This window comes from Leifsonia xyli, assembly GCA_001647635.1.
Lineage (GTDB): Bacteria > Actinomycetota > Actinomycetes > Actinomycetales > Microbacteriaceae > Leifsonia > Leifsonia xyli_A.
Window position 1 is genome coordinate 749861 of record CP014761.1, and the last position, 11837, is coordinate 761697.

The 11837-nt window shown below is 68.9% G+C and carries 12 protein-coding genes; 3 read left to right on the forward strand and 9 right to left on the reverse strand.

What is annotated here, in order from left to right:
• Positions 1 to 36: 36 nt before the first annotated feature.
• The 4 genes from A0130_03745 to A0130_03760 form a co-directional block, all read right to left on the reverse strand.
• Positions 37 to 228, reverse strand: a complete 192-nt coding sequence (locus A0130_03745; GenBank protein ID ANF30911.1) for a hypothetical protein — start codon at positions 226 to 228, stop codon at positions 37 to 39.
• 79 nt (positions 229 to 307) lie between these two features.
• Positions 308 to 685, reverse strand: a complete 378-nt coding sequence (locus A0130_03750; GenBank protein ANF30912.1) for a hypothetical protein — start codon at positions 683 to 685, stop codon at positions 308 to 310.
• A 123-nt stretch (positions 686 to 808) separates the two neighbouring features.
• Positions 809 to 1432, reverse strand: a complete 624-nt coding sequence (locus A0130_03755; GenBank protein ANF30913.1) for a 30S ribosomal protein S4 — start codon at positions 1430 to 1432, stop codon at positions 809 to 811.
• Positions 1433 to 1621: 189 nt separating this feature from the next.
• Positions 1622 to 2908, reverse strand: coding sequence for an AAA family ATPase (locus A0130_03760; GenBank protein ID ANF30914.1), 1287 nt, complete (start codon positions 2906 to 2908; stop codon positions 1622 to 1624).
• A gap of 202 nt (positions 2909 to 3110) precedes the next feature.
• Here A0130_03760 and A0130_03765 point away from each other — a divergent pair, with 202 nt between their 5' ends.
• The 3 genes from A0130_03765 to A0130_03775 all read left to right on the forward strand — a co-directional run bounded on the left by A0130_03765 (position 3111) and on the right by A0130_03775 (position 5913).
• Complete coding sequence (locus A0130_03765) at positions 3111 to 3884, forward strand: peptidylprolyl isomerase (protein ANF30915.1); 774 nt, start codon at positions 3111 to 3113, stop codon at positions 3882 to 3884.
• Positions 3885 to 3963: 79 nt separating this feature from the next.
• A complete protein-coding gene (locus A0130_03770; GenBank protein ANF30916.1) occupies positions 3964 to 5193 on the forward strand; it encodes an ATPase in 1230 nt (409 codons plus the stop codon).
• A 108-nt stretch (positions 5194 to 5301) separates the two neighbouring features.
• The gene (locus tag A0130_03775; protein ANF30917.1) at positions 5302 to 5913 is read left to right on the forward strand and encodes a hypothetical protein; all 612 of its coding nucleotides are present in this window, start codon (positions 5302 to 5304) and stop codon (positions 5911 to 5913) included.
• On the opposite strand, the gene A0130_03780 is transcribed toward A0130_03775, so the two are convergent.
• The 5 genes from A0130_03780 to A0130_03800 all read right to left on the reverse strand — a co-directional run bounded on the left by A0130_03780 (position 5900) and on the right by A0130_03800 (position 11831).
• Entirely contained in the window at positions 5900 to 8146 is a 2247-nt protein-coding gene (locus A0130_03780; GenBank protein ANF30918.1) for a GTP pyrophosphokinase, read from the reverse strand. The two genes, A0130_03775 and A0130_03780, sit on opposite strands and share 14 nt — an antisense overlap.
• 67 nt (positions 8147 to 8213) lie before the next feature.
• Entirely contained in the window at positions 8214 to 8582 is a 369-nt protein-coding gene (locus A0130_03785) for a sulfurtransferase (protein ANF30919.1), read from the reverse strand.
• Positions 8583 to 8590: 8 nt separating this feature from the next.
• The gene (locus tag A0130_03790; protein ANF30920.1) at positions 8591 to 9610 is read right to left on the reverse strand and encodes a preprotein translocase subunit SecF; all 1020 of its coding nucleotides are present in this window, start codon (positions 9608 to 9610) and stop codon (positions 8591 to 8593) included.
• Positions 9610 to 11343, reverse strand: coding sequence for a preprotein translocase subunit SecD (locus A0130_03795; protein ANF30921.1), 1734 nt, complete (start codon positions 11341 to 11343; stop codon positions 9610 to 9612). The genes A0130_03790 and A0130_03795 overlap by 1 nt, the downstream gene beginning before the upstream one ends.
• Before the next feature lie 62 nt (positions 11344 to 11405).
• Positions 11406 to 11831, reverse strand: coding sequence for a preprotein translocase subunit YajC (locus A0130_03800; protein ANF30922.1), 426 nt, complete (start codon positions 11829 to 11831; stop codon positions 11406 to 11408).
• Positions 11832 to 11837: the final 6 nt, after the last annotated feature.

Consider the following 11837-nt stretch of genomic DNA (forward strand, 5'->3'; position numbering starts at 1 on the left):
CGGTCGATCGAGGTGTGCGAAAAGGGGAAGGGGGCGTCAGTCGCCCTGGATGGCCGAGCGGATCTCGGCCTCGCGCTGGCGGTAGCCGTCGGTCACGGCCTCGCCGAAGTCGCGCGCCTTCTGGTCGATGGTGCTGAAGAATTCGCGACCCTTCTGGGTCTCGTTCACCTTGTGGGCGACGGCGAAGCCGATGCCCACGCCGATGAACAGCCACAGGAAACTCTTCATGCTGATCCTCCCTCTGCGGATGGGGCCCGGCGCGGACGCCCGGCGCACCCGAACAAGTCTAGTGGGAGGAGCCGGAGGGTTATCGGGATGCGGACTTCTTGGTGGAGAACCCGCCCGCGGCCTTGAAGGCGGCCCGTGCGGCGGCGCTGAAACCGGCCAACTTGATCAGCGGACCGCCGACGGTCGCGGCGAAGAGGGCGACGAGCGAGGACACGTTGCCGGTCACATCCGCCACGTTCTTCGTGATGACGTCGACGCGGGCGAGCTGCTTGTTGGTCTCCTGCAGCGTGGTCGCCGTCTCGTCGAGGATGGGGGTGATCCCGTCGCTCGCCTCCTTGATCGCGTCGCGCGTCGAGTCGAGCACCCGCCCCAGCTTGATCAGCGGGATGGCGATGAACCCGACGAGGACCGCGAACACGAGTGCTGCGATCAGTCCCGCGATGTCTCCTCCCGACATGGGGGCTCCTTCCATTCCGCCTCCGGCATACGGGACAAGCGTAGTCGCCCGAGCCCGCGGCGGATACGGAAACGGGGCCGTGGCTCGAAAGCCACGACCCCGTCCGGGAGTGAGAACGCCGCCTTATCGGGCCGCGTAGTACTCGACGACCAGCTGGACCTCACAGGTCACAGGGACCTCGGCGCGCTTCGGGCGACGCACCAGGCGGGCCTGCAGCTTGTCGATCTCGACGTCGAGGTAACCCGGGGTCTTCGGGAGGACGTCGAGGTGACCGCCGGCGGCCGCGACCTGGAAGGGCTCGGTGCCCTCGGAGCGGGCCTTGACGTGGATGAGCTGACCCGGCTTCACGCGGAACGACGGACGGTCGACGATCTTGCCGTCGACGAGGATGTGGCGGTGCACCACGAACTGGCGGGCCTGCGTGATGGTGCGGGCGAAGCCGGCGCGGAGCACGAGGGCGTCGAGACGCATCTCGAGCAGCTCGACCAGGTTCTCACCGGTCAGGCCCTGGGTACGACGGGCCTCCTCGAAGGCGATGCGGAGCTGCTTCTCGCGGATGCCGTACTGGGCGCGCAGGCGCTGCTTCTCGCGCAGACGAACGGCGTAGTCCGAGTCGGCCTTGCGCTTGGTGCGGCCGTGCTCACCGGGAGCGTAGGGGCGCTTCTCCATGTAGCGCGCCGCCTTCGGGGTGAGCGGGATGCCCAGGGCCCGCGACTCGCGGGTCTTGCTGCGGGAACGTGAAGACACGATTTCCTTTCGAAGTTTCTCTCTGAAGTAGTGGATGCGGGCGCATACGCGCCTTGTGTGGGCACAGTGCCCGAAGAGAGAGGGATTGTCGCCAGGGACCCCCGGCTAAAGGGTCGGTCCCGTCGAATCGTGTACTCGGCAGCCGACCCCGCACACGCTTCTAGGCGGGTCAATGATAGCAGAGCGGAGTCAGCGTCCGCGCACGATGCGGCGCAGCTTCGCGAGGCGCGCGGACACGTCGCGTTCGTTGCCGTGCTCGGTCGGCGTGTAGTACGTCGTGCCGTCCAGCTCGTCGGGCAGATACTGCTGCTGCAGCACGCCGAGCGCGTCGTCGTGCGGGTACTTGTAGCCCTTGCCGTGGCCGAGGCGCTTGGCGCCCGGATAGTGCGCGTCGCGCAGGTGCTTCGGGACGCGGCCGATCTTCCCGGCGCGGACGTCGGCGATCGCCGCATCCAGCGCCATGTACGCCGCGTTCGACTTGGGCGCGGTCGCCAGGTGCACGACGGCTTGAGCCAACGGGATGCGCCCCTCGGGCATGCCGATGTACTGGACGGCGTCGGCGGCTGCGACGGCCACTCCGAGCGCCGTCGGGTCGGCCATGCCGATGTCCTCCGATGCGAGCACGATGATGCGGCGGGCGATGAAGCGCGGGTCCTCCCCCGCCTCGATCATGCGGGCCAGGTAGTGCAGCGAGGCGTCGACGTCGGAGCCGCGCACCGACTTGATGAAGGCGCTGATGACGTCGTAGTGCTCGTCACCGTTGCGGTCGTAGCGGAGCAGGGCGCGGTCGACCGCCTGCGCGACAAGCTCGGCGGTGATCACCGGCTTCTTCTTCGACGTCGCCGGCGTGGACGACGCGGCCGTCACGGAGGCGGCCTCGAGCGCCGTGAGCGCGCGGCGAGCATCACCCGACGCCAGCCGGATGATCGCGGCGCGCGCCTCCGGATCGAGCGTGTACTGGCCGCCGAGCCCGCGCTCGTCGGTGACAGCTCGATCGACCACGACGCCGAGGTCGTCGTCGCTCAGCGTCTCGAGCGTGAGCAGCAGGCTGCGGGAGAGCAGCGGCGAGATGACCGAGAACGACGGGTTCTCGGTGGTCGCCGCGACGAGGATGACCCAGCCGTTCTCGACTCCGGGGAGCAGTGCATCCTGCTGAGCCTTGGTGAAGCGATGGATCTCGTCGAGGAAGAGCACGGTCGAGACACCGTAGAGATCGCGCGTCGAGAGCGCCTCGTCCATGACCAGACGCACGTCTTTGACGCCGGCGGTCACCGCCGAGAGCTCGACGAACCGTCGGCCCGACGAGTGCGCGATCGCCTGCGCCAGCGTCGTCTTGCCCGTGCCGGGAGGACCCCAGAGGATGACGGAGACGGACCCCGACTGCCCCTCCTTGTCGGACGCGAGGGCGACCAGCGGCGACCCGGGCTTGAGGAGATGGCGCTGACCGGCCACTTCGTCGAGCGACTTCGGGCGCATGCGGACAGCGAGCGGCGTCGCTCCCGTCCGGAGCCCAGGTTGCACATCGACCACCTGACAAGCGTAGTCGCGACCACCGACACTGCGGCCGTTCGCTGGGAGCCGCCGGTTTGTCGTCCATAGGCGCGCTCGATAGGGTTCTCCATGATCCAGCGGGCTCCGCCTCGCGGACATCCCCCGTACGGACCGCCGGAGGACACACGTGGCACCGAAGCAGAACGACCGCGACGCGCGACTCGCCCGCGAGCGGCTGCGCGCCTATCAGGCGCGCCAGACCGTGCACGTGCACAAGGCCAAGCGCCGCCGCCGTGACAACTGGGTGGCCGGAATCGCGGCCCTCGTGATCGTCGCCCTCGCGGTCGGCACGCAGCTCCTCTACTTCTCGGCCGGACCGGGCGCCGCGAAGGCCTCGTCGTCGGCGCAGCCGTCCACGCCGTCCACTTCCGCTACCGTGCCGCCGAAGTCGCTCGCCGAGGACCGCACCTGGACCGGCACGATGACGATCAACGGCATCCCGCTCGGCGTCTCGCTCGACGGCGCCGCCGCCCCGCAGGCGGTCGCCTCCACCGTGTCCCTCGTGCAGAAGAAGTTCTACGACGGGCTCACCTGCCACCGCCTGACGAATGGCGGCTTCTACGTCCTGCAGTGCGGCGACCCGGAGGGCAACGGCCAGGGCGGCCCGGGCTACTCCTACGGCCCGATCGAGAACGCCCCCGCCGACAATGTCTACAAGGCCGGCACCATCGCGATGGCCCGTCAGAGCAACAACGCCGAGAGCCAGGGCAGCCAGTTCTTCATCGTCTACGAGGACACGACCATCCCCTCCGACGACGCCGGCGGCTACACCGTGATCGGCCACGTGACCTCAGGACTCGACCAACTGAAGACGCAGGTCGCCGACAAGGGCATCGAGGGCGGCGGCACCGACGGCAAGCCCGCCGTGGCCACGACCATCGACACCTTCACCCTGCAGTGATCGCGGCCGGTGCAATAGGCTGATTCCCAAACGTTCGTGCGGCATCCCGCCCGCATCGCGCAGCAGCAAGGTGAGGCTCTTGGCTACTTTTGAACAGCACCCCTGGGGTCGTGTCGACGAGACCGGGACCGTATACGTCCGCGAGGGCGACGGCGAACGCGTCGTCGGCGAGTACCCCGACGGGACGGCGGACGAGGCGCTCGCGTACTTCGAGCGCAAGTACACCGATCTCGCCGGCCAGGTCGGCCTGCTGGAGCAGCGCGCCCGCCGCGGCGCGCCCGCGAGCGACATCGCCAAGTCGGTGGCCAACCTGCGCTCTTCGGTCGAGGGCGCGAACGCCGTCGGCGACCTGGCCTCCCTGCTGACCCGCCTGGACGCGCTGGGCGGCACGGTCGAAGAGCTCACCGAGCAGCAGAGCGCCGAGGCGAAGGCCGCGCTCGAGGCCGCGGTCGCCGAGCGCACCGCGATCGTCGAAGAGGCCGAGGCGCTGGCCGCGCAAGACCCTGCGCGCACGCAGTGGAAGAACACGAGCACCGCCCTCGACGCGCTGTTCGCGCGGTGGCAGGCCCACCAGCACGACGGGCCGCGCATCCCGAAGAACGAGGCGAACGAGCTGTGGAAGCGGTTCCGCGCCGCGCGCTCGACCATCGAGCACAACCGCAAGGCGTTCTTCGCCGAGCTCGACACGCAGCACCGCGACGTGCGCAACCGCAAGAACGCGCTCATCGAGCAGGCCGAGAAGCTCATCCCGCTCGGCGCGGACGGTGTGCCCGAGTACCGCCGCCTCCTCGACCAGTGGAAGGCCGCGGGTCGCGCGGGCAAGAAGAACGACGACGCGCTGTGGGCTCGGTTCAAGGCCGCGGGCGACGCGATCTACTCCGCGAAGGCCGAGGTGGATGCGCGCGACAACGCCGAGTACGAGGTCAACCTGCAGCAGAAGCTCGCCCTCCTCGACGAGGCGGAGCCCCTGCTGAAGGCGACCGACCGCGAGGCGGCCCGCGCCGAACTGCTGTCGATCCAGGAGCGGTGGGACGCGATCGGTCGCGTGCCGCGTGAGCAGGTGCGTCCCATCGAGGACCGCCTGCGCAAGGTGGAGGCGGCCGTGCGCCGCCTCGACGAGGAGCACTGGGAGAAGAACGACCCGGAGAAGAAGGCGCGTTCCGAGGGGCTCGCGAGCCAGCTCAACGCGGCGATCGCCAAGCTCGAGCAGGAGCTCGCCGAGGCGGAGGCGTCCGGCGACAGCGCGAAGGTGAAGGCGGCGCAGGAGGCCCTGGACGCGCGCAAGATCTGGCTGGACGCGCTGGGCTGAGTTCCGGCTGACGCGCGAGGAAGTCTCCACAGGACGGCTCTCGCGCTGGTTCTCCACCGATCCGGCGATCGGCGGGTGCGCGGCGCGGCGAGCGGCGAGGCTGGAGGCATGTCCTCGATCACCTCTCCCCTGCTCGATGCGGATGTGCTCCCCCTGGCGGAGCTGTTCGCCCTGTGCCTCGACGGTCAGCTGTTCCGCGTCGGCGACTCCTTCGCCGCGATCGGCACGCCGGACGGTCCGGAGCTGCGCGCGTCCGCGTTCGTCCGCTCCGCGCCCGGCTGGACCGTCGCCGACCGCGGCTCGGCGGCGTGGATCCACGGCACGCGCGCATCGCCTCCGCCGCTTCCGCAGGTGTGCGTCCCGGCCGCACGGCGCGGCCGCGTGTCGTCCGCGCTCGTCGACGCGTGCCACCGCACCCTGGCGGCCGACGAGACGGTGACCATCGGACCGGCACTGGTGACCACTCCGTTGCGGACCGCGCTCGACCTCCTCAGCGCTCCTGGGCGCTTCCGCTCGGAGCAGGCGCTCGAGGTGCGGGGTCTGCTGAGGCTCGCCTCGGTGGGCGTCGACGAGCTCTCCGAGCGGCTGGAGGCGCGACCGCGCAAGGGCGCGGACCTGGCACGGGGGCGGCTGCCCCAGGTCGCGCGGGTGCCGGACGCGGGGCGGGTGCCCGACGTCAGCTGGCCGGCATCGCCGGTCGTCGAGCTCAGCCGGCGCTGACGCGGTACACGTCGTAGACGGCGTCGATGCGTCGCACGGCGTTCAGCACGCGGTCGAGGTGGGTGGTGTCGCCCATCTCGAAGACGAAGCGGCTCAGGGCCAGTCGGTCGTTCGACGTGGTCACCGTCGCGGAGAGGATGTTCACATGGTGCTCCGAGAGCACACGGGTCACATCGCTGAGCAGCCCGGACCGGTCGAGCGCCTCGACCTGGATCTGCACCAGGAAGACGCTCTTCGAGCTCGGCGCCCACTCGACGTCGATCATGCGGTCCGGCTCCTGCAGGAGCGACTGCACGTTGTGGCAGCTCGCCTGATGCACCGACACGCCCTGGCCGCGGGTGATGAAGCCGACGATCGGGTCGCCCGGCACCGGCGTGCAGCACTTCGCGAGCTTGACCAGGATGTCGGGCGCGCCGCGCACGAGAACGCCGGAGTCGCTGTTGCGCAGCTGGCGTCGGCCCTTGACCGGGATCTCGAGCTCACCGTCCGACTCGACGTCGGTCTGCAGCGACGCCAGGATCTTCTCGATCACCGACTGGGTCGAGATGTGACCCTCGCCGATCGCCGCGTACAGCGCCGAGACGTCCGGGTACTTGAGCGACGAGGCCACCTCGACCAGCGCGTCCTGGGTCATCAGCTTCTGCAGCGGCAGGTTCTGCTTGCGCATCGCGCGCGCGATCGCGTCCTTGCCCTGCTCGATCGCCTCGTCGCGGCGCTCCTTGGTGAACCACTGGCGGATCTTGTTGCGCGCACGGGGGCTCTTGACGAAGTTCAGCCAGTCCTGGCTGGGGCCGGAGTCGGGGTTCTTCGAGGTGAAGATCTCGACGACGTCGCCGGTGTTGAGGCTGCTCTCCAGCGGGACGAGACGGCCGTTGACCTTGGCGCCCATCGTGCGGTGGCCGACCTCGGTGTGGACGGCGTAGGCGAAGTCGACCGGCGTCGCGCCGGCCGGCAGGCCGATGACCCGCCCCTTGGGCGTGAAGACGTAGACCTCCTTGGCGCCGATCTCGAACCGGAGCGAGTCCAGGAACTCGCTCGGGTCGGCGGTCTCGGCCTGCCAGTCGGAGATGTGGGCGAGCCACGCGAGGTCGGTGTCGACCTTGCCCGGTCCGCCGGTGCTCTTGCCGGTGGTCTGCTCCTTGTACTTCCAGTGCGCGGCGACACCGAACTCCGCCCGCTGGTGCATCTCTTCCGTGCGGATCTGGATCTCGACCGGACGACCCTGCGGGCCGATCACGGTCGTGTGCAGCGACTGATACAGATTGAACTTGGGCGTCGCGATGTAGTCCTTGAAACGGCCGGGCATCGGCGTCCAGCGCGCGTGGATCTGGCCGAGCACGGCATAGCAGTCGCGCACGGTGTTGACGAGAACGCGGATGCCCACCAGATCGTAGATGTCGTCGAACTCGCGACCGCGGACGACCATCTTCTGGTAGATCGAGTAGTACTGCTTCGGCCGGCCGACGACCTTGCCACGGATCTTCGCGGACTTCAGGTCGTCGTTGATCGCGTCGATGACCTGCTGCACCAGACGCTCGCGCTCGGGCGTGCGCTGCTTCACGAGGCTCTCGATCTCGGCGTAGAGCTTCGGGTAGAGCACCGCGAAGGAGAGGTCTTCGAGCTCCCACTTGATCGCCTGGATGCCGAGGCGATGCGCGAGCGGAGCGTAGATCTCCAGTGTCTCGGTCGCCTTGCGGGTGGCGGACGCCGCGGGCACGAACCCCCAGGTGCGGGCGTTGTGCAGGCGGTCGGCCAGCTTGATGATCAGCACGCGGATGTCTTTCGACATCGCGACGATCATCTTGCGGACGGTCTCGGCCTGGGCGCTATCGCCGTACTTGACCTTGTCGAGCTTGGTGACGCCGTCCACCAGCATCGCGATCTCGTCGCCGAACTGGTCGCGGAGCTCATCGAGCGTGTACTCCGTGTCTTCGACCGTGTCGTGCAGGAGCGCAGCGGCGATGGTCTTGGCACCGATGCCGAGGTCGGCGATGATCTGGGCGACGGCGACCGGATGCGTGATGTACGGCTCGCCCGAGCGGCGCTTCTGGCCGCGGTGGGCGCGCTCGGCAGTGGCATAGGCGCGCTCGATCAGCGACAGATCGGCCTTCGGGTGGTGCATGCGCACCGTGCGGATCAGGGTGTCGACCGCTCCCGACGGCTGTGCCCGCGAGAAGATGCGGGGTACCAGACGGCGCAGGGAAGCGCTCTGCGATGTCGTCGTGTCAACCATGCGCGCCTCCTTCCGTCCATTATGGCCGCTGAAACCCACCGTTCCGTCACGGTGAACGTTCCGCAGGCTACGCGATCGCTCCTGGCGTACCGTCGTCGCGCTGGACCGGCCCACCGGACTCCTGCCAGGCGCCCATCCCGCCCGCGACGTTGGCCGCCGGATAGTTGGCCTCGTTCAGGGCGTCGGTCACCATCCGCGACCGGTGGCCGCTTCGGCACACGACGAGGATCTGCTGGCCGTCGGGGAGCTCGTGCTGCCTCTCCCCCAGCTCGCCGAGCGGGATGTGATGGGCGCCGGGCGCGTGGCCCGCCTCCCACTCGAACGGCTCGCGCACGTCGAGCAGCCAGGCGGAGCCCGCGTCGGTGAGCTCGCGCGCACGCGCGGCCGACACCTCGTCCTCGGGAAGGTACCCGGTGGGGGCGGAGGCGTCGGTCATGCGGCCGGCTACTCCGCGGCCGTCGCGACGACGTCGCGCTTGACCGTGGCCTTCGGCCGGATGGCGAGCACCTTCTGGTCGTGCTTGCGGATGGCCGGCTCCTTCTCACGGAACTGCGAGTACATCGGAGCCGCCAGGAAGATGGTCGAGTACGTGCCGACGATGATGCCGATCAGCAGCGCGAGCGAGATGTCGCGCAGCGTTGCCGCGCCCAGGGCGTAGGCGCCGATGAAGAGGATGGACGCGACCGGCAGCACCGCGACGACGGCGGTGTTGATCGAGCGCACCAGCGTCTGGTTGACCGCCAGGTTGACCGACTCCGCGAACGTCCGGCGCGTCAGCTCCAGCTCCTCCTTGGTGTTCTCGCGCACCTTGTCGAACACCACGACGGTGTCGTACAGCGAGTAGCCGAGGATGGTCAGGAAGCCGATCATCGTCGCAGGCGAGATCTCGAAACCGACGAGCGCGTACACGCCCGCGGTGATGATCAGGTCGTGGAACAGCGAGATGATCGCCGCGGCCGACATCTTCCAGGTGCGGAAGTACAACGCCATGGCGATGAACGCGAGCAGCAGGAAGACGACGAGGCCCTGGATGGTCTGCTGCGTCACATCCGCACCCCAGGAGGGGCCGATGAACGTCGCGGAGACCTCCGACGAGTCCACGTTGTACGCCTTAGCGAGCGCGTCCGACACCTCGCGGGTCTGCGACTCGGAGAGCTGGTCGGTCTGCACGCGCACGGCGTTGTTGCCGACCACGCTGACGTGCGTCACCGCGCTCGGGACGACGCTCGTGACCGCGCTCTGGGCCTTCGACGTGTCGGTGCTCGAGACGTCGCTCACCTGGAACTGCGATCCGCCGCGGAACTCGATCGAGAAGTTGAACCCGCCCTTGACCACGGGGATCAGGATGGAGATCACGACCATGACGGCGGCGATCGAGTACCAGATCTTCCGTCGGCCGACGAAGTCGATCGACCGGGCACCGGTGTAGAGGTCGTTGCCGAACTTGACGAGACGGCTGGCCATCAGGAGTCCTTCCCCTCGGAGCCACGATCGGAGGACGACGTCGACGCGCCGGCGAGCTCTGCCGCCTTGCGCTCCGCGATCGTCTGGCGGCGGGCCGCCTCCTTGCTGCTGCGAGCGGCCGTACCGGCGCCCACGGTCGCGGTCGGCGTACGGAACTTGGCCGCACCGCGGTACACGGCGCCGAGCGCCTGCGGGTCGAGGCCCGAGAGCGGGTGGCCGGAGCTGAAGAAGCGCGTGCGCGCCAGCAGCTGCAGCGTCGGGTGGGTGAACAGCAGCACCACGATGACGTCGATGATCGTCGTCAGTCCGAGGGTGAAGGCGAACCCGCGCACGTTGGCGGCGGTCAGCACGTAGAGCACGACGGCCGCGAGCAGGTTGGTGGCCTTCGACGCGTAGATCGTGCGCCGCGCGCGTCCCCAGCCCGCCTCCACGGCACCCTCGAGACTGCGCCCATCGCGCAACTCGTCTCGTATTCGCTCGAAGTACACGATGAAGGAGTCGGCCGTGAAGCCGATCGCGACGATCAGACCCGCGACGCCGGCGAGCGACAGGCGGTAGTCGTAGTGCCACGACAGCAGGGAGATGGTGAGCCAGGTCAGCACACCGGCGACGACGAGCGAGAAGATCGTCACGAAGCCGAGCAGGCGGTACTGGAAGAACGTGTAGATGCCGACCAGGATGAGGCCGATCAGACCGGCGAGCAGACCGCTGAGGAGCTGCGAGGTACCGAGGGTCGCCGAGATCGTGTCCTGGCTCTGCACCTTGAAGCTGAACGGCAGCGCGCCGAACTTCAGCTGGTCGGCGAGCGCCTTCGAGGTGGTCTCGGTGAAGTTGCCGGTGATCTGCGGCTTGCCGTCCGTGATCGCCGCCTGGGTGGTCGGCGCCGAGATGACCTTGCCGTCGAGCACGATCGCGAACTGGTTCTGCGCTCCCTGCTCGGCGACGAGTCGCGTGGTGACGTCGGAGAAGGCCTTGGTGCCCGCGTCGTTGAAGACGATGTTGACGGCCCACTGGCCGGTGGTCACGCCCTGCGAGCTCTGCACGAGCCCCGCCGACGCGTCCTTGATGTCCTGACCCTTCACCTCGACCGGCCCGAGCAGGTACTTGACCTGGTTCTGGTCGTCGCAGGTGATCAGCGGCTGGTCCGTCGGAGCCGAGCTGGACGTCTTGCTCGCGTTGGCCTTGCAGTCGTAGGCGTCGAACTCGGCCTGGAGCTTCGGCGTGACCCACGCGAGGTCGCTGCCGTTGGTCGGCTTGGTCGACGGCGTCGACTGGAGGCCCGGGGCCGGCGTGGGCGCGGGCGTCGACTTGCCGTCGGCACCGACGACCTCGTTGGTCGGGCCGCCTGCGACGAGCACCGGGCGGAAGTCGAGGCGGGCCGAGGACTTCACGCGATCGAGCGTCGCCTGGTCCGGCTTGCCGGGCAGCGAGACGACGATGTTGCGCGATCCCTCGGTCGAGATCTGGGCCTCGGACACGCCGGACGCGTCGATGCGCTGACGGATGATCGAGACCGCCTGGTCGAGCTGCTGCTGCTGCACCGACTGACCGTTCTCGACCTGCGGGGCGAGGATGATCTGCGTCCCGCCCTCGAGGTCGAGCGCGAGCTTGGGCAGCCACGTCGCATTGCTGAACAGGACGCCGGCCGTGAGGGTGCCGAGGAGCACCACCACGATGACGCCGAGCCACGTCAGCGAACGCCAGGCTTTCTTGACCGGGGTCGACTTTGCCACCTAGGTACTCAGCTTTCTACGAGTGCTCCGGCGCGGTCGGGCGCCGGAGCACAGGGAATGTGTCAGTCGTCGTTCTGCGTGCGCTTCTTGGACGCGTCGTCGAGGCGCTCACCGTACTCCGGGGTCGCGGCGTTCGTGCCGTCGGCCGGGATGGCGTGGTCCTCGTTCAGCTCGACGGCCGGCGCGGCGGCGTCGCCGGTCTCGGTCGCGTCGACGGCGTCCTTCGGCTCGACCACGCGGGCGAGCACCTGGCGGTGCACCTTTACGGTGTGGCCCGGGCTGGTCTCGATGACGGCCGAGTTGTCGTCCTCGTCCACCGACAGGAGGGTGCCGTACAGGCCGAAGTTGGTCATGACCTCGGCGCCGGGCACCATCTTGGAACGGGTCTCCTCCTGCTCCTTGCGGCGCTTCCGGCTGTTCCGGAACATGAAGAAGACGAGGGCCGCCAGGATGACGACCATCAGGATGGTCAACGGGTCAAAGGCCATGAGGCT

Coding starts and splice junctions, on each gene's coding strand:
- A0130_03750 (ANF30912.1), bottom strand. CDS start 685: ATGTCGGGAGGAGACATCGCGGGACTGATCGCAGCACTCGTGTTCGCG.
- A0130_03780 (ANF30918.1), bottom strand. CDS start 8,146: ATGGTTGACACGACGACATCGCAGAGCGCTTCCCTGCGCCGTCTGGTA.
- A0130_03785 (ANF30919.1), bottom strand. CDS start 8,582: ATGACCGACGCCTCCGCCCCCACCGGGTACCTTCCCGAGGACGAGGTG.
- A0130_03800 (ANF30922.1), bottom strand. CDS start 11,831: ATGGCCTTTGACCCGTTGACCATCCTGATGGTCGTCATCCTGGCGGCC.
- A0130_03775 (ANF30917.1), top strand. CDS start 5,302: ATGTCCTCGATCACCTCTCCCCTGCTCGATGCGGATGTGCTCCCCCTG.
- A0130_03745 (ANF30911.1), bottom strand. CDS start 228: ATGAAGAGTTTCCTGTGGCTGTTCATCGGCGTGGGCATCGGCTTCGCC.
- A0130_03790 (ANF30920.1), bottom strand. CDS start 9,610: ATGGCCAGCCGTCTCGTCAAGTTCGGCAACGACCTCTACACCGGTGCC.
- A0130_03760 (ANF30914.1), bottom strand. CDS start 2,908: ATGCGCCCGAAGTCGCTCGACGAAGTGGCCGGTCAGCGCCATCTCCTC.